Here is an 18732-nt window from a genome sequence, read left to right as displayed (position 1 = left end):
AATACAAGACCACAGCTGCGAACCGTAGCTCTGGGCAGCATGATCGGCACCACAATCGAGTGGTACGACTTTTACCTCTACGCGACAGCGTCCGCGCTCGTGTTCAAACCGCTCTTCTTTCCTCATGTTTCGTCAACAGCGGGCACTTTGGCCTCCTTCGCCACCTACGCGGCCGGGTTCGGCGCCAGACCGATCGGTGCCGTGATTTCCGGTCACTTCGGAGACCGGTTGGGGCGCAAGGCCGTTCTGGTAGCCGCCTTGCTGACGATGGGGCTCGTCACCACCGCGATCGGGCTGCTGCCGACCTACGCCGCGGTGGGGGTGACCGCACCGGCACTGCTGGCCGCGTTACGGGTGCTGCAAGGACTCGCGGTCGGCGCCGAATGGGGAGGCGCTGCCGTGCTCTCGGTTGAGCATGCACCGCCCGGGCGCCGCGGATTGTTCGGCAGCTTCACTCAGCTCGGTTCCCCGGCCGGCATGTTGCTGGCGACGTCAATCTTCTTTTTGACCCGCAAGGTGTGCGGCGCCGACACGTTCCTGGATTTCGGATGGCGGATACCCTTTCTGTTCAGTGCCGTTCTGGTGGGGATCGGGCTGTTCATCCGGCTGCGGCTCAGTGACGCCGCCATTTTCGAGCGTCTCAAAGAGCGCAACGACCTCTCGACGTTGCCGGTGTTGGAGGTGTTGCGCAGCCAGCCCCGTAATGTGTTGATCACCACCGGGTTACGAATGTCCCAAATTGCACTCTTTGTGTTGCTGACCACGTATTCACTTACCTACCTGCAGGATTCGTTCGGAAAGGGCAGCGGCGTCGGATTGATCGCGGTGCTGATATCGTCGGCACTCGGATTGCTCAGCACGCCATGCTGGGCACTGTTGTCCGATCGAATCGGTCGCCGGCCCCCGTATCTGTTCGGCGCGCTGGCCGGGGTGGTCGCGCTGGCGTTGTTCTTCGTCGCCGCCGCAAGCGGGTCGGCCATCGCGGTGGTGCTCGCAATCGTGTTCGGCGTCAACGTTGTTCATGACGCGATGTACGGTCCGCAAGCCGCCTGGTTCGCCGAACTCTTCGACACCCGGCTGCGTTACAGTGGGTCGTCGCTGGGTTATCAGATCGGAGCCGTGCTGTCGGGAGGCTTCGCGCCGTTGATCGCGGCGGCTCTGCTGGTGGCCGGCGGCGGTAGACCGTGGTTGATCGTGGGGTATTTCGCGGTGCTGGCGGCTATCACGGTCGCCGCGGCCTACGCGGCACGGGAAACGTACGAGGACCAAATCGAGTGAGCACGATGAACAGGATCTACCTCAATGCCTTCGACATGGCCTGTGTCGGACACCAGTCGGCGGGGCTGTGGCGGCACCCCGAGGACCGCGGTTATCGGTATCGCGAACTCGGCTACTGGACCGAACTGGCCAAGGTCCTGGAGGCCGGCGGCTTCGACGCGTTGTTTCTCGCCGACGTACTCGGCGTCTACGACGTGTACGGCGGGTCTCGCGATGCCGCGGTGCGAGACGCCGCGCAGTTCCCGGTCAACGATCCGACCGCCGCGGTGTCGGCGATGGCGGCGGTAACCGAGACTCTTGGTTTCGGGATCACGTTGTCGCTGACCTACGAGCAGCCTTACGCGCTGGCCCGCAGGTTGTCGACACTGGATCACCTCACCGGCGGACGGGTGGCGTGGAACATCGTGACGTCGTACCTGGACAGTGCGGCACGCAATCTGGGCCTCGACGCCCAGATTCCGCATGACCAGCGCTATGAGATCGCCGATGAGTACCTCGAGGTCTGCTACAAACTCTGGGAAGCGTCGTGGGAGTCCGACGCGGTGGTGCGCGATCCGGTGCGCGGCGTGTTCACCGATCCGGCCAAGGTGCACGACATCGAGCACAAAGGTCGATATTTCACGGTTCCGGGACCGTTTCTGTGCGAACCGTCTCCGCAGCGCACGCCGATGCTGTTCCAGGCCGGCGCCTCGCCGCGCGGTGTCCAATTCGCCGCCGCCAACGCCGAGGCCGCGTTCATCTCCGGCCCGACACCGCAGATCGTGCGCGGCCCGGTGCGCGCGCTGCGCGAGACCGCTGCCGGGCTGGGCCGGGATCCGCGATCCATCAAGGTCTTCACCATGGTGACCCCGATCGTCGCCGAGACACGCGAGCGAGCCTTGGCCAAGTTAGCTGAATACCGTGAATACGTCAGCACGACAGGCGCTTTGGCGCTCTTCGGCGGCTGGACCGGGGTGGATCTGGCCGAGCTGGGTGACGACGACCCGTTGCGTTACAGCGAGACCGACGCCAACCGGTCCGCCCTGGCCTCCTTCACCACCGATGAGCGCACCTGGACGGCAAGGGAACTCGCCGAAGAGATCGGCATCGGCGGGCGCGGGCCGCTGCTGGTGGGCTCACCCGGCGAGGTCGCCGACGAACTCGAGCGCTGGGTCGAGGAGGCCGACGTCGACGGGTTCAACCTCGCCTACGTGACGACGCCGGGCACCTTTGTGGATTTCGCGAAACTGGTTGTGCCGGAACTGCGCCGCCGCGGACGGGTGCCGGAGCAGGTCGCGCGTTCCACGCTGCGTGAACGGCTGGGCGGTACGGGACCGCTGCTGCCTGCCGACCACCCGGGCGCGGCGTACCGCCGCTGACCTTTCAGTGCGAAAAGGTTACGGCGCAACCGTTAACCAGTCGGCGAACCCCGACGGGTCGTGGCGGCCTAGGGCGCCGTGCTCGTAGAGGCCCCAGCCCTCGACCGGCGGCTTGTCGCCCTCGATGCAGACCGCGCGACCGACGTGGTCGATCACCCCGAAACCGGCACGCCCGATGATTGCCGGATCGGTCATGTTGTAGGTCAGGCGTTCGGCGTACTTCTCGCCCTTCCAGGTGCCGTGGATCCAGTCCGAATCGCCGCCGTAGCCGCCGCCGACGTGAATGGGCACCGGCAATTTGGACTCGACGTCGAAGTGGACCGGTGAGCCGTCTGGAGTGGTCGCGTCGATGGTGGCGCCGGTCGGAATGCGGGTGCCGGACGTGTAGTGGATCTTGACCCGCGGCCAGCCCAACTGCTCGACGCGGCCGTCGCGCCAGATCCGGGTGCAGTCGTTGAGCGAGCGGAACCCGTTGGGCTCCTCCTGGATGATCAGCACGATCGCGAAGTCGTCGAAAGCCATTGGTACGTAAAGCCACCACATGCCCTCGAACGGTGGGTCGGCCGGCCGTCCGGCCGGCTCAGCCTCGCCGATCGGGCGGATGCCCCACGACCGGTCGCGGCTTCCCAGCCAGGTGTTGGGGTCGACGATGATTTCCTCGCCGTCGATCACGACGTGTCCGCTCCAACTGCCCAGCTGCGCGAACCGCTGCGCGTCCAGCGTGACCCGGTTGCCTGACCGCAGGATGTGCGGCTGTTCCTGGACGACGTCGAACAGGCCTTTCCAGGTGAGATCGGCTGCGATGCCTTCGGTTTCGTCGAGGACGATCCGCAGCTTGTGCAGCGGTTCGATCACCTCGACCCGGTAGCCGTTGACGTGCTGGTTGAGGCGGTCTTGGTCGATCGCATCCGACACGTGCACCGCGGTCTGGGTGTCGCCGCGGCGGATCAGCACAAACGCGTCTTTGACACCGAGGTTGGGGTAGTAGCCGATGCCGCTGATCAAGAAGATGTCGCCGGTGCGGTCATGGGCATTGAAGTAGGACCGGTCGTAGAAGTTGCGGTCCGAGGAGCCGGGCCAGGCGATCGGCTGCGGAATCTGGTGTACTGGGTACTCGTCGAGCGGTCCGAGCATTACTGGTCCTCTCCGATAAGACGTTTCATCAATCCGGCGTGGTAGAACAGCGACTCGACGTCGTCGGGCTTTTCGGTTTCGCCGAAGTGCACTCGCCGCGCACCGGTGCGCATGAACACACACGCCCACATCACGCCGGAATACACGTAGAACCAGCGCAGCTCGCCCACTTCGACGCCCGCCAGGCGCGCATACGTGGCGCGGACGTCCTCCTCGCGCATCACATCGGGCAGTCCCGGCAATCCGGCAAGCCCGGTGAGTTCCTGGAACACCATGTGCGCGTAGATCATCCACGCGACGTCGAGCTCGCGCGGGCCCAGCGTCACCATCTCCCAGTCCAGCACCGCTACCGGTTGGAAGTCGCGGTACAACACATTGCCCACCCGGGCGTCGCCCCACAGCAGCACGGGTTCGCGCGCGTCCACTTGCGCCGGCCAGTTGTCTTCCAGCCAGCTGAAAGTGCGCTCCAGCAGTGGCGATCGGCCGATGTCGGGCACCGCGAAGTCGTACCAGTCCCGCACCCAGTTGTAATGCCGGCGCAGCGCGGTATCGCCCTTGCCCTCGGCCAGGAATCCAAACGTACTCTCCGCGTTAGGGATTGAGTGCAGCTTGGCCAGTACGCCGACGGTGGCGTCCTGGAGTTCGCGCTGGCGCTCTTTCGCTGCGTCGGCGAACCAGTTGTTGCCGAAGGTGTAGGGCATCACGTCGGGCGGCACTTCACCGGCGACGTAGTCCATCACGAAGAACGGTGTGCCCAGCACCTCGCCGGTGGGCTCGAGCCAGCGCACCGGCGGGACCGGGACCTCGGTGAGTTCGCCGACCTTGCGGATCACATCGAATTGGTGATCAAGCCGGTAGGTGGGGAAGACCTGCACGTCCTCGGCGCTCGGCGCGACCCGCGTCACCAGCTTCTGTTCGGTCGGCTGCCCGCCTTCGTCCCAGCGGGCGGTCAAGATGATGGTCTCCGACGACATCCCCGTCGAGTCGACCCCACTTTCGACGGTGACCTCGGGGTTCGCGCCGTCGGGCAGCACCGTGGACAGCCATTTCGACATCACCGCCGGTAGCGTCGTGACGTCGCGGCTGGAGCGCTGAAGTCGGTCGACGTTGTCGAGCACAGGTTCATTGGCCACGGGGTGCCTCCATTCTTTGAGACCTTTCGCGGCAATTACGATACGGTAGGTAGCGTTATGAAAGCAGACCCGTCCGACCTTGACAAGGCCCCAGGTGCCGGGCGCCCCAGGGACCCGCGTATTGACTCTGCCATCCTTGCGGCGACGGCGGAACTGCTTGTGGAAATCGGCTATTCGAACTTGACGCTGGCCGCCGTCGCCGAGCGGGCGGGCACTACCAAGTCGGCGTTGTATCGCCGGTGGTCGAGCAAGGCGGAGTTGGTGCACGAAGCGGCCTTTCCGACCGCGCCCAGCGCGCTGGAGACGCCGGCCGGTGACTTCACCGCCGACCTGCGGATGATGATCGCAGCGGCGCGGGATGTGTTCACCAGCCCGGTGGTGCGCGCCGCGCTGCCCGGGCTGGTCGCGGACATGTCGGCCGATCCGGAACTCAACGCGCGGGTGATGTCGCGCTTCGGTGACCTGTTCGCCGCGGTGCAGGTGCGGCTGCGCGAGGCCGTCGATCGCGGTGAAGCGCATCCCGATGTCGATCCGGACCGATTGATCGAGCTGATCGGGGGAGCGACGATGCTGCGGATGCTGTTGCGCCCGGACCAGAAGCTGGACGAGGCGTGGGTGGATCAGACCACCGCGATCGTCGTGCACGGGGTGACGCGATGACACAGCGACTTGCCGGGCGCACGGCGATCATCACCGGTGCCAGCCGTGGTTTGGGCCGGGCGATCGCGCTGGCGCTTGCCGCCGAGGGCGCGGCGGTCGCGGTGGCCGGGCGCACCGAGCAGGTGTGGGATGACCGGCTGCCGGGAACCATCGGCGAGACGGTCGCCGACATTGAAGCCGCGGGTGGGCGCGCGGTGGCGGTCCGCGCCGATCTGACCGACCGGGACGACGTCGCCCGGCTGGTGAGTGAGGCGCGAGATGCGTTGGGCCCCATCACTGTTCTGATCAACAATGCGGCCTTCACCGCTCCGGGCCGACCGCCGGTGCCCGGTGGACAGCCGCGGACGAAGACCGCCAGACCGGCCGGCGCCGCCAAACCCGGCTGGCCAGGGTTCGTCAGCACCCCGTTGTCCGCATTTCGCCGCCACTTCGACATCGCGGTGTTTGCGGCCTACGAGTTGATGCAGCTGGTGTCCCCGGACATGATCGAGGCCAGGGGCGGCTCGATCGTCAATATCACCTCGGTGGCCTCGCGGCTGCCCGGCAACGGACCCTATCCGGACCGCAGCGGCGGTGTCCTGCCTGGCTACGGTGGTTCCAAGGCGGCGCTCGAGCATCTCACCCAGTGCGCGGCGTTTGACCTGGCCGACCACAATATCGCCGTCAACGCGCTGGCGCCGTCGAAGCCGATCATGACGCCCGGCCTGTCCTACTACGCCACCAACTTCGACGACACGGCAACTGAAGACGAATTTGCCCGGGCAGCAGCGCAATTGGCGATTGTCGACCCCGCCGCCGTCACCGGTCGCACCATCGGCCATCACGAGGTGCTCGACGGCAGCTTCCGGCCGTTTGCTGTGCCGGACTCGCGAGCCTAACGTCACTGCGAAAAAGCATGCGCGCCGAGCGTAAGCGCACCGCGAAAATGCCGGTCCAAACTCGCAGTGTGCTTACGCTCGCGGGATACCGGCTATCCCTGGCCACACGCCCGCCCGACGTGCGAGTATGAACCAAGCCTGTGCCGCAACGGCATAGGAAAACCGGCGAGTGGTGTGCCAATGCCCGATAAGCCGACAGGGCGCGTCGTTGCGCTCATCGTGCTGTTGATCGTGGTTGCCGCCGCCCTGCGCGGATACCTTCCGGCCCGCGATCATGCGGCGCGCGCGGAAGGCGGCGGCCGAGCGGCGCTGGTGTTGGTCGTCGTCCTGCTCAGTGCGGCACTTGCAATGCTCGCGGTTGCGGTCATCGCGCGGCTTCGGGATCCACGCGCGATCGCACCGAAGGCGGGTGATCTCTCCGGGATGCTCGGTACCGGCGCAGGACGGCCGAGCTGGCGCGTGGTGCTGATCGGACTCGCGGTGATCGTCGCGTGGTTGCTGATCGCGATGCTGCTGGCCCGGTTATCGCTGCCGCACGGTGCGCCTCCCACGCAGCACGCCCCGGACAGCGGCGCGACGCCAAACACGCCCGCACCCACGCCGCGGCACCGGGCCCCACAGAACGGCAACATGCTGGGAATTCTGCTGGCGGCCACGGTTGCGATGATGCTGCTCCTCGTCGTCGCAACGTTCATCATGTCGCGGCGACGATTGCGCACCGCGACGCTGCACACCACCGCCGATAACAGCGCCGAATACGTGCCGCCGGCAAGGCCTTCGGAATCTCTGGTGCGAGCCGCCGAACTGGGACTGGCCGAGATGGTCGATCGCGGGCGCGAACCGCGGCAGGCGATCATTGCCTGCTATGCCGCGATGGAACGTGAGCTCGCGAATGTTCCCGGAGCCGCCCCCCAGGACTTCGACACACCGACCGAGGTGCTGGCCCGCGCGGTCGAACTCCATGCGCTGCATATCGATAACGCCGTTCAGCTGGTGAACCTGTTCGAGGAAGCACGGTTCAGCCCGCATGTGATGAACGAGGGGCATCGCGACGTCGCGGTCGAGGTGCTGCGCCTGGTTCTTGCGGAACTTCGGAGTGCGGTATGAAAAGGCTGATAGCTCTGGGGGTTTGCTTCATCGTCGGGGCGGAGCTGTTGGTGTTGATCGTGCACGATCGCTCCTTGGTGTTGGTCGCCTCGGGTGTCGCCCTGGCTCTGGTGTTGCTCAATATTCGTCGGCTGCTGGGACAGGGGACCGAACCCGCGGCCGATTTGGACCCCGACGACCTCGGGGATTCGTTGCGCCGCTGGCTGGCCACCACTGAGACGACGATCCGCTGGTCCGAGTCCAGCCGGACCGACTGGGACCGGCATCTGCGGCCGATGCTTGCCCGCAGGTACGAAATCGCGACCGGGCAACGAATGGCCAAGGACCCGGCGGCTTTTCAGTCGACCGGCCGGATGCTGTTCGGAGCCGAACTGTGGGAATGGGTCAATCCCAACAACATCGAGCGCTGCGCTGACCACCAGCCCGGTCCTGGCCGGGCCGCGTTCGAAGAAATCCTCCGCAGGTTGGAGCAGGTATGACAGGGGGTGCGGCGATGCCGGCCGCTTTGCCGGCCAGTACGACCACCGCACACTGCGAGGCGGTGCTCGACGAAATCGAGCGCGTGGTGGTGGGCAAGCGTTCCGCGCTGACCCTCATCCTCACCGCCGTCCTGGCGCGCGGCCACGTCCTCATCGAAGATCTGCCCGGGCTTGGCAAGACACTGATCGCGAGATCCTTTGCCGCCGCGCTGGGTCTACGATTCACCCGGGTGCAGTTCACGCCGGACCTGCTGCCCGCGGACTTGCTCGGGTCAACGATCTACGACATGCAGTCGGGCCACTTCGCGTTCCGGGCCGGACCCATCTTCACCAATCTGCTGCTCGCTGACGAGATCAACCGCACGCCCCCCAAGACTCAGGCGGCGCTGCTCGAGGCGATGGCCGAAGGACAGGTCAGTATCGACGGCGAAACCCACAAGTTGCCAATGCCTTTCATCGTCCTGGCGACCGACAACCCAATCGAATACGAGGGCACCTACCCGCTGCCGGAGGCGCAGCTGGACCGGTTCGCGATGCGGTTGGAGCTGCGCTACCTCTCCGAGCGTGACGAGACCTCGATGCTGCGCCGCCGTCTGGAACGCGGCTCGGCCGAACCGACGGTCAATCAGGTGGTCGACGCCCAGGACCTACTGGCGATGCGCGAATCGGTGGAGCAGGTGACGGTGCACGAGGACGTCCTTCGTTATGTGGTGTCACTGGCCACCGCCACGCGCCGCCATCCGCAGGTCGCCGTCGGCGCGAGCCCGCGTGCCGAGCTCGACCTGGTTCAGCTGGCCCGGGCGCGGGCGCTGTTGCTTGGCCGTGACTACGTCATCCCCGAGGACGTCAAGGCGCTCGCGGTAGTGGCGGTCGCGCACCGGATTACCCTGCGTCCGGAGATGTGGGTGCGCAAGATTCAGGGTGCCGACGTCGTCGGAGAACTGTTGCGACGCTTGCCGGTGCCACGTACCAACGAGGGCACCACATGAGCTTGCCGTGAACGAAGTTGAGTTCCGCTGGCGCGCATCACCATTGACGCGAGCGATCGCGACCTGCGGTGGCGTTGCCCTCGTTGCCGCTGTGATCGGTGCGCATTGGCAGCTCATCGCGTTCGCGGCGCCGCTGCTCGGCGTGCTGTGCTCGATCAGCTGGCAACACCCGGTCCCGAAAATCCGCGTGCACGGCGAGCCGGCGTCACAGCGATGCTTCGAAGGGGAGTCGGCGCGAGTGAGGCTGTCAGCAACCGAGGAAGCCGGGGTGACCAATGCCTGGGCGATCGAGCTCACGGTTCCCGCCGTCGAGGGCCTGCAGCTCGAGGTTGTCGATTCGGATTCTTCGCACGCGAAAACCGCTGCCGCCGTGGGCCAGCGCTGGGGCCGATACGCGATCTGCGCCCGGGTCGACGCGGTGGCCCGCGGTGGGTTGCTCACCGGGACGGCGATCGTCGATGCCGCCGATGTGATCGTGTTTCCGCTGACGCCACCGCAGTCGACGCCCATCCCGCGAACCGAGTTGCTCGACCGCCTCGGCGCTCACTTGACCGGGCATATCGGTCCGGGCGTCGAGTATGCCGATATCCGGCCCTACGTTCCGGGTGATCAACTGCGGGCGGTGAATTGGCCGGTGAGCGCGCGGCGCGGTCAGCTGCACGTGACGGAACGGTTGACCGACCGTGCCGCCGACGTCGTGGTGCTGATCGACGGGTACCGGCAGCCGGCGGGCCCGGCGACGGATGCCACCGAACGAGTGGTGCGCGGTGCAGCACAGGTGGTGCAGACCGCGCTGCGCTACAGCGATCGCGCCGGAATCGTCGCGCTCGGTGGCAATCGCCCGCGCTGGCTCGGCGCCGATATCGGTCAGCGCCAGTTTTACCGGATCCTCGATACCGTGCTGGCTGCGGGCGATCGATTCGAAAACACCACCGGCACACTGGCTCCGCGTGCGGCAGTCCCGGCCGGCGCCATCGTCATCGCGTTCTCCACCCTGCTCGACACGGAATTCGCACTGGCGCTGATCGATCTACGCAAGCGCGGTCATGTCGTGATCGCCGTCGACACTCTCGATGCTTCACCGTTCGAAGGCGAACAGGACCCGCTGGTGGACCGGCTGTGGGCGTTGCAGCGGGCCGCCATGTATCGCGACATGGCGACCATCGGCGTCGACATCGTCTCCTGGCAGAAAGATCACCCGCTGGAGCAGTCGATGGGCGTGATGCCGGACCGCCGCCACCGCGTGCGTGGACGGCTGCGGGGGTAGCCATGTCATATATCGCGCGCCTGGGAGCCCATGCTCTGGCGATGGCATTCGGCCTGCTGATGGTCGGGCTGGCCGCGGTTGGCGCCCACGGGCCGGCGCTGGGCGCCGGGATGACGGCACTGGCAGCGGTGGCACTCGGAATCGTCTTCCGGCCCGCCGCGACGGTTGCCGTGCTGCTCTGCGTGACCGCGATCGCGATCTCCGATCCCTCCTACATAGTCGTAGGACTTTCGGGGTTGTGCGCGGCCGCCTACCTGGTATCCCGATACGCGGCCGGAATGCCGGACGCGCTCGCGATGGCGAGTTGGCCGACACTCGTTGGCGCCGTGGGATTTACCCTCGTGGGCGTGGTGGCGATGACATTCCCCTTGCACCTGCCGTGGGTACCGTTGGCGGCGCCGCTGGCGGTGCTGGCGATCTACGTACTGGCGACACGCCCGTTCGTGAGCTGATCACTCGTTGGGCGTGACAACGCCGCGAGTTGGTGGGAGCGCCCGCGAGTCAGACGGCTACTGCAGCAACTGTGCGGCGTGATCCGCGAGATCGAGCAGCGGTTGCGGGAAGATCCCCAGAATAACGGTGATCGCCGCGCACAGCGCGATCGCGATCTTGCTCAGGATCCCGGGCGCGACCACCTGTGGGGTGTCGTCGGTCGGTTCGGTGAAGAACATCAGCACGATCACCCGGACATAGAAGTAGGCCGCGACCCCGCTGGCGATCACACCGATGATGACCAACGGCACGGCGCCCCCCTGGGCGGCGGCCTGGAATACCGTCAGCTTGCTGATGAATCCGCTGGTCAACGGGATACCGGCAAAGGCCAGCAGGAACATCGAAAGCATCACGCCCACAATGGGAGAACGCTGCCCAAGCCCCGCCCAGTGCGACAGCGTGGCGTCCTCAACGCCGTCGGAGTTGCGAATCAGCCCGACGATGGCGAACGCGCCGACTGTGCTGAAGCTGTAGGCCACCAGGTAGAACAGTGTCGCCGCCAGACCGGCGTGGTTGTCGGCGATCACACCGGTGAGGATGAAACCAACGTGGGCGACCGACGAATAGGCAAGCATGCGTTTGACGTCGGCCTGGTTGACCGCGGTCACGGTACCGACCGCCATGGTCAGGATCGCGATCGCCCAGAGCACCGGACGCCATTCCTCGTGCAGCGGCGGCAATGCGACGTAGACGACTCGCAGCAGCGCACCGAATGCCGCGACCTTGGTGGCCGCCGCCATGAACCCGGTGATCGGTGTGGGTGCGCCCTGGTATACGTCGGGAATCCACGAATGGAACGGCACCGCGCCCACTTTGAACAGCAGGCCGACCGACAGCAGCGCGACGCCGACCAATGCCATCGAGGTATCACCGTGGGCCGCAAACGCATCCCGGATGCCCGGCAGCAACAGCGTTCCGGTCGCGCCGTAGATCAGCGCCACCCCGTAAAGGAAGAACGCCGACGAGAAGGCGCCGAGCAAGAAGTACTTCATCGCCGCTTCCTGCGACAACAGCCGACGGTGACGCGCCAGCCCGCACATCAGATACAGCGGCAGCGACAGCACTTCGAGCGCGACGAACATCGTCAGCAAATCATTGGCCGCCGGGAACACCATCATGCCGCCGACCGACAGCATCAGCAGCGGGAAGAGTTCGGTCTGCGCGGCTCCGGCCCGTTCGGCCTCACGCTCGGCGTCACTTCCGGGGACCGCTGATGCCTGCGGGGTAAAGGCATCCAATCCCGAAGCCGTGGAAACTCCCGCGGCTACCTTCACTTTGTTGGCTGTCGCGGTGACGTTGGTGCGTTCGGCGATGAAGATGACGGCCAGCAGGGCCACCAGCACCACGGTGCCTTGCAGATACAGCGTCGGGCGGTCGATGGCCACCGCGCCCAACACCGCGCTGCGACCGGCCGCCGGTAGCGAGCGACTGACCGCGATGTCGGCGGCGAACGCAGCGATCAAGCCACCGAGGGCCAGCGTGACCTGGGAGACATAGCGAATGTTGCGGGGCAGGAACGCTTCAGCCAGTACTCCGACCACCGCGATACCAAAGACGATGAGCATCGGGCACAGCAGGAAGTACTCGATGCTAGGGGTGGGAAGGGTCATTGGTGCGGTCCTTCGGCTGTCCGGGGTACGCCCACCGGCACGCTTGGCGCGGGATCATGCTGGCCGATGGTGATCATGGTGTGGTCCACCGCGGGATTGATGATGTCGAGCACCGGCTTGGGATAGACGCCGAGGACGAACAGCAGCGCCATCAGCGGTGCGACGACGAAGAGCTCACGCAGCCGCAGATCGGTGATTCGTTCGTTGCCTTCGGCTACCGGACCGGTCATCACCCGCTGGTAGAGCCACAGCATGTAGATCGCCGCGAGCACCAGTGCGGTTACTCCGAATGTGCCCGCCAGCCAGTACCGGTTGAAAGTGCCTAACAGGACCAGGAATTCGCTGATGAACGGTGCCAGGCCGGGCAGCGAGAGGGTGGCCATGGCCGAGACCAAGAAGGTGCCGGCCAGAACCGGCGCCACTTTCTGCACACCGCCGTAGTCCGCGATCAACCTGCTGCCGCGCCGGGTGACCAGGAATCCGGCGATCAGGAACACCGCCGCCGTGGACAGGCCGTGGTTGAGCATGTACAGGGTTGAGCCGCTTTGTCCCTGGGTCGTCATCACGAAGATGCCGGCGATGATGAAGCCGAAGTGCGAGATCGAGGTGTAGGCGATCAGGCGCATCATGTCTTTCTGGCCGATCGCGACGATCGCGCCATAGATCACCCCGATGATGGCCAGCGTCACGATCAGCGGGCGGAAATACGTTGACGCATCAGGGAACAGCTGTAGGCAGTAGCGCAGCATCCCGAAGGTGCCGACCTTGTCCATCACCGCGGTGATCAAGACCGCGGTCGCCGGGGTGGCCTCGACGCACGCGTCGGGCAGCCAGCGGTGGAACGGCCACAGCGGGGCCTTGACGGCGAAGGCGAACATGAAGCCCAGGAACAGTGCCTTGAATACCGCGGGGTCTACGCCGGCGAAGCGGCCCGAGGAGATGCCGGTCACGATTTCACGGAAGTCGAATGTGCCCGACCCGTGCTGGGCGGTGACCACGTAGAGACCGATCACCGCGGCGAGCATGATCAGACCGCCGAACAGGTTGTACAGCAAGAACTTCACCGCGGCCCGCGATCGCCCGGTTCCCTTGCCGAACCCGCCGATCAGGAAGTACATCGGGATCAGCATGGCCTCGAAGAACACGTAGAACAGCAGCACGTCCAGCGCGATCACCGAGATCAGCACCATCGACTCGATGGCCAGCGTCAAGGCGACGTAGGCGTGTACGCCCCGGGTGCCCTCGCCGCCGTCGTTCCAGCCCGCCACCAGCAGCAGCGGAATCAGGATCGTGGTCAGCAGCACGAGGATGACCGCGATGCCGTCCACGCCGAGGTTGTAGCCGGCGCCGAAGGACGGAATCCAGGGATGCTTTTCCAGGAATTGATAAGGGGCGCCGCCGGTTTTGAAACTGATCGCGACGACGAGGGCGACCGCCAGCGTCAGGATGCTGACGACCACGCCGGTCCACTTGGCGAGCTGTCGCAGGCCGGCAGGCATCAGGATGATCAGGATGGAACCGGCCAGCGGGACCAGCCACAGTACGCTCAGCCACGGAACGTTAGTCACCACAGTTGCACCGCCAGGATCGCGGCGACCAGCAAGGTGGCGCCCGCCAGCATCGACAGCGCATAGGAGCGCGCGAAGCCGGTTTGCAGCCCCCGCAACCGATTCGAGGTGCGGCTGACCAGCGCGGCCAGCGCGTTGACCGAGCCGTCCACCCCCGCGTCGTCGACTTCGACCAGCGTGTCGGTCAACTGCGCGCCAGGGCGCATGAATACCTCCTCGTTGAAGGCGTCGCCGTAGAGGTCTCTTCGCGCGGCCGTGGTAAGCGCCGACACCTGAACCGGAGCCACTCTGGGGATGTCCGCCCTGCCGTACTTCTGATAAGCCACCGCGATTCCGACCGCGACAACACCGAGCGCGAGCGTGGTGCTGATCCAAGCCGGCAGGGCGTGCGTGCTTTCCTGGTGCGCGCCGACGACCGGTTCCAGCCAGTGCGGCAGGGTGCCTCCGATGGCGAACAGGCCGCCGGCGAACACCGAACCGAACGCGAGCAGGATCATCGGCCCAGTCATCAGGGCGGGCGCCTCGTGCGGGTGACTGCCCGGCGCCCAACGCTTTTCGCCAAAGAAGGTCATCAGCATCACCCGGGTCATGTAGAACGCGGTGATGCCCGCGCCCAGCAGCGCCGCCGCGCCCAGCGTGTAACCGCGCAGGTCGCCGCCGCCTAACGCCGCCTCGATGATGGCGTCCTTGGAGTAGAAGCCCGCGAACGGCGGTACGCCGATGATCGCCAGGTAGCCCAGGCCGAAGGTGATGAAGGTGATGGGCAGTGCGGCACGCAGCCCGCCGTAGCGGCGCATGTCCTGTTCTTCGTGCATCGCGTGAATGATCGAGCCGGATCCGAGGAACAAGCCGGCCTTGAAGAAGCCGTGCGTGAGCAGGTGCATGATCGCGAACGCGTATCCGGCGGGACCGAGTCCCGCGGCCAGCACCATGTAACCGATCTGGCTCATCGTCGACGCGGCGAGCGCCCGCTTGATGTCGTCCTTGGCGCACCCGATGAATGCCCCGAACAGCAGGGTGACGGCGCCGACCAGGACCACGCCCAGTTGCGCGCCGGGAGCGAGGTTGTAGATCGGGTTGGATCGCACGATCAGGTACACACCGGCGGTCACCATGGTCGCGGCGTGAATCAGCGCGGACACCGGCGTCGGGCCCTCCATCGCGTCACCCAACCAGGCTTGCAGCGGGACCTGCGCGGACTTCGCGCAGGCACCCAGTAGCAGCAGCAACCCCATCCCGGTCAACACGCCCTTGCTGGCGGCGGGCGCACCGGCGAAAACACCGGCGTAGGACAGCGTGCCGAACGTGCTGAACATCATGAACATGCCGACCGCCAGACCGGCATCGCCGACCCGGTTCATCACGAACGCCTTCTTGGCGGCCGTGGCCGCCGACGGCTTGTGGTACCAGAAACCGATCAGCAGGTAGGACGCCAGACCGACGCCCTCCCAGCCGACGTAGAGCACCAGGTAGTTGTCGGCGACGACCAGCAGCAGCATCGAGGCCAGGAAGAGATTGAGGTAGCCGAAAAACCTTCTGCGGTCCGGGTCTTCGGCCATGTAGGCGACCGAATAGATGTGGATCAGCGATCCCACCCCGGAGATCAGCAGCACGAAACAGATTGACAGCTGGTCGATCTGCAGTCCGAAGTCGACCTGGAATTGGTCGACCGGGATCCAGGTGAACACCGTCTGGTGAATGGCGCGGTGCTCGCTGTCGCGGCCCAGCAATTCCGACAACAGCGTCGCGCCCACCCCGAACGCCCCCAGCGCGGCAAGGACGCCCAGCCAATGTCCCCACGCGTCGGTACGTCTGCCACCGAACAGCAAGATTGCGGCACCCGCCAGCGGTAGTGCCACGAGCAACCAGGTGAAGTGTGTCATCGCGGCAATCTTTAGCCTTTGAGTAGGTTCGCGTCGTCGACCGACGCCGATTTGCGGGCACGGAAAATCGTCATGATGATGGCCAGGCCGATGACGACCTCGCACGCGGCCACCACCATCGTGAAGAACGCGATCATCTGCCCGTCCAGATGGCCGTGCATGCGCGCGAAGGTGACGAACGCCAGGTTCACGGCGTTGAGCATCAACTCGACGCACATGAACATCACGATGGCGTTGCGGCGTAACAGCACACCGGCGGCCCCGATCGTGAAAAGCAGTGCCGAAAGGTAAAGGTAGTTAGCCGGATTCACGATGTACCGCCTTTGATGGCTTGCCGGCGGGGAGTCTCCTTGCCGTCCGCACCCCGGGTTCGCAGCATCTTCGACACCGAATCGTCCGAGTAGGAGCCGTCAGGCAGCAACGCGGCCACGTCCACCGCGTTGTGGCGTGCGTAGACGCCGGGGTTGGGCAGCGGGGTCGGGCGGCCACCGGACCGGAACCGTTCTTCCGAGAGTTCGCGCTGGGTCTTGCGACGTTCGAAACGCTCGCGATGTGCCAGCACCATCGCCCCGACAGCGGCAGTGATCAGCAGCGCGCTGGTCAGCTCGAACGCCCACAGGTATCGCGAAAAGATCAGTGCCGCCAAGCCTTCGACGTTGCCGTTGGCATTGGCGGTGGTCAGTCCGACGAAGCCCCCGGTCGTCACCTTGCCGATAGCGGCGACCAGCAGGATGCCGAACCCGACTCCGGTGATGACCGCCGCGACGCGCTGTCCGCGCAGCGTTTCCTTCAGTGATTCCGCGGAGTCCACGCCGATCAGCATCAGTACGAACAGGAACAGCATCATCACCGCACCGGTGTAGACCACGACTTGAACCACACCCAGGAACAACGCGTCCTGGATCATGTAGAAGATCGCCAGGATGATCATCGTCATCGCGAGGAACATCGCCGAGTACACGGCGTTAGCGGCCGTGACGACCCCGATCGCGCCGATCACGGCCAGCGCGCCCAGCAGCCAGAAGGCCACGGCTTCGCCGGTGGAGGTGCGAACGATGACGTCGCTCGCCAGGTTGGTGGCAAGTATCGTGCTCACCTTGGGTCTCCAGCGTTCTGGTTCACGCGCAAGCCATCCGCGGTGACGTTGCCCTGGTAATAGTCCTTGTCGGTAGCGCCCTCGGTCCGAGGATGCGGCGGCGCGAGCATGTTCTGCAGCAGCGGCGCCAGCAGCCGGTCCTTTTCGTAGATCAGGTCGGCACGGTTGTCGTCGGCCATCTCGTAGTCGTTGGTCATCGTCAGCGCGCGCGTCGGGCAGGCCTCGATGCACAGACCGCAGCCGATGCAGCGCAGATAATTGATCTGGTAGACCCGGCCGTAACGTTCACCCGGCGAAAACCTTGCCTCATCGGTGTTGTCGGCGCCCTCGACGTAGATCGCGTCGGCCGGGCAGGCCCAGGCGCACAGCTCGCAGCCGATGCACTTCTCCAGCCCGTCGGCGTACCGGTTGAGTTGGTGACGACCGTGATAGCGCGGGGCGACGGGGCCGGGCTTCTCCGGATACTCCTCGGTGACAGTCTTTTTGAACATCGCTGCGAATGTCACACCGAATCCGGCCACGGCGTCGAGGAATTTAGCCATGTGCTTTCTCCTTGCTCGCACCGACTGCCGGTGTCAGAACTTTGCCCGGCAGCGGTGGTGTCGGGAATGCCGCTGGCAGCGGTAAGGCGTCGCTGCGCTTGCGCAGCTCTCGCGCCAGCGCGCGATTGCCCGGCGTGCTGAATGGCTTGCGCAGCAACAGCACCAGCGCCACGGCGAAGACGAGGCTGCTGACCACCAGCAGCGGAGTCCAATGCGCGTAGCCCTCGTTGCGCAGCGTGCGGATGATCCCCGCGATCAGCACCCAGACCAGCGACGCGGGAATGAGCAGTTTCCAGCCCAGTGCCATGAACTGGTCGTAGCGCAGCCGCGGCAGGCTGGCTCGCAGCCACATGTAGATGAACAGGAAGACCCACATCTTGGCGGTGAACCAGAGCACCGGCCACCAGCCTGTGTTGGCGCCGTCCCACATGTTCAGCGGCCACGGCGCGTGCCATCCACCGAAGAACATCAGCGTGGCGAGCGACGAAACCGTCATCATGTTCACGTATTCCGCCAGCATGAACATCGCGAACTTCAGCGACGAGTACTCGGTGTGGAAGCCGGCGACGAGTTCACCCTCGGCCTCGGGCAGGTCGAAGGGGGCGCGGTTGGTTTCGCCGACCATCGAGATCAGATAGATGATGAATGACGGCAGCAGCAGGAATACGTACCAGACGCCGTCCTGCGCCTTGATGATTCCCGACGTCGACATGGTGCCGGCGAACAGGAAGACGGCCGCGAACGACAACCCCATCGACACCTCGTAGGAGATGACCTGCGCGGTGGACCGCACCCCACCCAGCAGCGGGTAAGTCGAGCCGGATGCCCAGCCGCCCAACACGATCCCGTAGACGCCGATCGCCGACAGCCCGAGGATGAACAGCACCGCGGCCGGCATGTCGGTCAGCTGCAATGGGGTGCGGTGACCGAAGATCGACACCTCGGGACCGAACGGGATGAAGGCGAACGCGGTGAACGCCGGGATCGTCGAGATGACCGGCGCCGCCATGTATATGAACCAGTCGACCCCGCGCGGCGTGATACTTTCCTTGAGCGCCAGCTTGATTCCGTCGGCCAAGCTCTGCAGGACGCCCCACGGGCCCGCCCGGTTGGGGCCCGGCCGCAACTGCATCCAGCCAAGGATCTTGCGCTCGAGCAGGATTGCCACCAGCACGTTGAGCATCAAGAAGACGAAGATGGCCAGCGCCTTGCCGAGCACCAGCCACCACGTGTCGTGTCCGAAGGCACTCAAGGTGGT

At 65.6% G+C, this 18732-nt stretch carries 18 protein-coding genes; 9 read left to right on the top strand and 9 right to left on the bottom strand.

The features are described from left to right. Positions 1–39: 39 nt before the first annotated feature. Together AAHS21_RS19455 and AAHS21_RS19450 are read left to right on the top strand one after the other, a co-directional pair. Positions 40–1278: an MFS transporter gene (locus tag AAHS21_RS19455; RefSeq protein ID WP_342929333.1), complete on the top strand. Its 1239-nt coding sequence runs from the start codon at positions 40–42 to the stop codon at positions 1276–1278. A 5-nt stretch (positions 1279–1283) separates the two neighbouring features. Next, positions 1284–2636, top strand: a complete 1353-nt coding sequence (locus AAHS21_RS19450; protein ID WP_342929332.1) for an LLM class flavin-dependent oxidoreductase — start codon at positions 1284–1286, stop codon at positions 2634–2636. Between the two features lie 18 nt (positions 2637–2654). On the opposite strand, the gene AAHS21_RS19445 is transcribed toward AAHS21_RS19450, so the two are convergent. Further along, complete coding sequence (locus tag AAHS21_RS19445; RefSeq protein ID WP_342929212.1) at positions 2655–3770, bottom strand: hypothetical protein; 1116 nt, start codon at positions 3768–3770, stop codon at positions 2655–2657. Beyond that, a complete protein-coding gene (locus AAHS21_RS19440) occupies positions 3770–4903 on the bottom strand; it encodes a phosphotransferase family protein (protein WP_342929211.1) in 1134 nt (377 codons plus the stop codon). The genes AAHS21_RS19445 and AAHS21_RS19440 overlap by 1 nt, the downstream gene beginning before the upstream one ends. A 57-nt stretch (positions 4904–4960) precedes the next feature. On the opposite strand from AAHS21_RS19440, the gene AAHS21_RS19435 reads away from it, so the two are divergent. The 7 genes from AAHS21_RS19435 to AAHS21_RS19405 all read left to right on the top strand — a co-directional run bounded on the left by AAHS21_RS19435 (position 4961) and on the right by AAHS21_RS19405 (position 10735). Beyond that, entirely contained in the window at positions 4961–5563 is a 603-nt protein-coding gene (locus AAHS21_RS19435) for a TetR/AcrR family transcriptional regulator (protein WP_342929210.1), read from the top strand. Next, positions 5560–6441, top strand: coding sequence for an SDR family NAD(P)-dependent oxidoreductase (locus AAHS21_RS19430; RefSeq protein ID WP_342929209.1), 882 nt, complete (start codon positions 5560–5562; stop codon positions 6439–6441). The genes AAHS21_RS19435 and AAHS21_RS19430 overlap by 4 nt, the downstream gene beginning before the upstream one ends. A 180-nt stretch (positions 6442–6621) precedes the next feature. Beyond that, positions 6622–7548, top strand: coding sequence for a DUF4129 domain-containing protein (locus AAHS21_RS19425; protein ID WP_342929208.1), 927 nt, complete (start codon positions 6622–6624; stop codon positions 7546–7548). Then, positions 7545–8027 (top strand): hypothetical protein, encoded by a 483-nt coding sequence (locus AAHS21_RS19420; RefSeq protein ID WP_342929207.1) that lies wholly within the window; start codon positions 7545–7547, stop codon positions 8025–8027. The genes AAHS21_RS19425 and AAHS21_RS19420 overlap by 4 nt, the downstream gene beginning before the upstream one ends. Positions 8028–8041: 14 nt before the next feature. Continuing rightward, complete coding sequence (locus AAHS21_RS19415) at positions 8042–9016, top strand: MoxR family ATPase (protein ID WP_342929331.1); 975 nt, start codon at positions 8042–8044, stop codon at positions 9014–9016. Between the two features lie 7 nt (positions 9017–9023). Then, positions 9024–10283: a DUF58 domain-containing protein gene (locus AAHS21_RS19410; RefSeq protein ID WP_342929206.1), complete on the top strand. Its 1260-nt coding sequence runs from the start codon at positions 9024–9026 to the stop codon at positions 10281–10283. Between the two features lie 2 nt (positions 10284–10285). Continuing rightward, a complete protein-coding gene (locus AAHS21_RS19405) occupies positions 10286–10735 on the top strand; it encodes a hypothetical protein (protein WP_342929205.1) in 450 nt (149 codons plus the stop codon). Between the two features lie 57 nt (positions 10736–10792). Here AAHS21_RS19405 and nuoN read toward each other — a convergent pair whose 3' ends face one another. The 7 genes from nuoN to nuoH are packed head-to-tail and all read right to left on the bottom strand — an operon-like array spanning position 10793 to position 18726. Further along, a complete protein-coding gene (gene nuoN, locus AAHS21_RS19400; RefSeq protein WP_342929204.1) occupies positions 10793–12385 on the bottom strand; it encodes an NADH-quinone oxidoreductase subunit NuoN in 1593 nt (530 codons plus the stop codon). Next, the gene (locus AAHS21_RS19395) at positions 12382–13953 is read right to left on the bottom strand and encodes an NADH-quinone oxidoreductase subunit M (protein ID WP_342929203.1); all 1572 of its coding nucleotides are present in this window, start codon (positions 13951–13953) and stop codon (positions 12382–12384) included. The genes nuoN and AAHS21_RS19395 overlap by 4 nt, the downstream gene beginning before the upstream one ends. Then, positions 13950–15836: an NADH-quinone oxidoreductase subunit L gene (gene nuoL / locus AAHS21_RS19390; protein WP_342929202.1), complete on the bottom strand. Its 1887-nt coding sequence runs from the start codon at positions 15834–15836 to the stop codon at positions 13950–13952. Before nuoL ends, AAHS21_RS19395 begins: the two co-directional genes overlap by 4 nt. A gap of 11 nt (positions 15837–15847) precedes the next feature. Further along, on the bottom strand, positions 15848–16147 hold the full coding sequence (nuoK, locus tag AAHS21_RS19385) for an NADH-quinone oxidoreductase subunit NuoK (RefSeq protein ID WP_008259456.1): 300 nt from the start codon (positions 16145–16147) through the stop codon (positions 15848–15850). Further along, entirely contained in the window at positions 16144–16932 is a 789-nt protein-coding gene (locus AAHS21_RS19380; protein WP_342929201.1) for an NADH-quinone oxidoreductase subunit J, read from the bottom strand. Before AAHS21_RS19380 ends, nuoK begins: the two co-directional genes overlap by 4 nt. Then, a complete protein-coding gene (nuoI, locus tag AAHS21_RS19375) occupies positions 16929–17474 on the bottom strand; it encodes an NADH-quinone oxidoreductase subunit NuoI (RefSeq protein ID WP_342929200.1) in 546 nt (181 codons plus the stop codon). The genes AAHS21_RS19380 and nuoI overlap by 4 nt, the downstream gene beginning before the upstream one ends. Continuing rightward, positions 17467–18726, bottom strand: coding sequence for an NADH-quinone oxidoreductase subunit NuoH (nuoH, locus tag AAHS21_RS19370; protein ID WP_342929330.1), 1260 nt, complete (start codon positions 18724–18726; stop codon positions 17467–17469). The genes nuoI and nuoH overlap by 8 nt, the downstream gene beginning before the upstream one ends. Between the last annotated feature and the right edge of the window lie 6 nt (positions 18727–18732).

The sequence above is a fragment of the Mycobacterium sp. 050272 genome (genome assembly GCF_039023525.1).
In the GTDB taxonomy this organism is placed as follows: Bacteria; Actinomycetota; Actinomycetes; order Mycobacteriales; family Mycobacteriaceae; genus Mycobacterium.
The sequence above is the reverse complement of the archived record's forward strand: the minus strand, read 5'-3'. Positions and strand labels throughout refer to the sequence as shown.

Excerpts from the sequence above, each read along its gene's own strand:
- AAHS21_RS19455 (WP_342929333.1), top strand. The coding sequence starts at position 40 with ATGATCGGCACCACAATCGAGTGGTACGACTTTTACCTCTACGCGACA.
- AAHS21_RS19450 (WP_342929332.1), top strand. The coding sequence starts at position 1,284 with ATGAACAGGATCTACCTCAATGCCTTCGACATGGCCTGTGTCGGACAC.
- AAHS21_RS19445 (WP_342929212.1), bottom strand. The coding sequence starts at position 3,770 with ATGCTCGGACCGCTCGACGAGTACCCAGTACACCAGATTCCGCAGCCG.
- AAHS21_RS19435 (WP_342929210.1), top strand. The coding sequence starts at position 4,961 with ATGAAAGCAGACCCGTCCGACCTTGACAAGGCCCCAGGTGCCGGGCGC.
- AAHS21_RS19430 (WP_342929209.1), top strand. The coding sequence starts at position 5,560 with ATGACACAGCGACTTGCCGGGCGCACGGCGATCATCACCGGTGCCAGC.
- AAHS21_RS19425 (WP_342929208.1), top strand. The coding sequence starts at position 6,622 with ATGCCCGATAAGCCGACAGGGCGCGTCGTTGCGCTCATCGTGCTGTTG.
- AAHS21_RS19420 (WP_342929207.1), top strand. The coding sequence starts at position 7,545 with ATGAAAAGGCTGATAGCTCTGGGGGTTTGCTTCATCGTCGGGGCGGAG.
- AAHS21_RS19415 (WP_342929331.1), top strand. The coding sequence starts at position 8,042 with ATGCCGGCCGCTTTGCCGGCCAGTACGACCACCGCACACTGCGAGGCG.
- AAHS21_RS19405 (WP_342929205.1), top strand. The coding sequence starts at position 10,286 with ATGTCATATATCGCGCGCCTGGGAGCCCATGCTCTGGCGATGGCATTC.
- nuoN (WP_342929204.1), bottom strand. The coding sequence starts at position 12,385 with ATGACCCTTCCCACCCCTAGCATCGAGTACTTCCTGCTGTGCCCGATG.
- nuoL (WP_342929202.1), bottom strand. The coding sequence starts at position 15,836 with ATGACACACTTCACCTGGTTGCTCGTGGCACTACCGCTGGCGGGTGCC.
- nuoI (WP_342929200.1), bottom strand. The coding sequence starts at position 17,474 with ATGGCTAAATTCCTCGACGCCGTGGCCGGATTCGGTGTGACATTCGCA.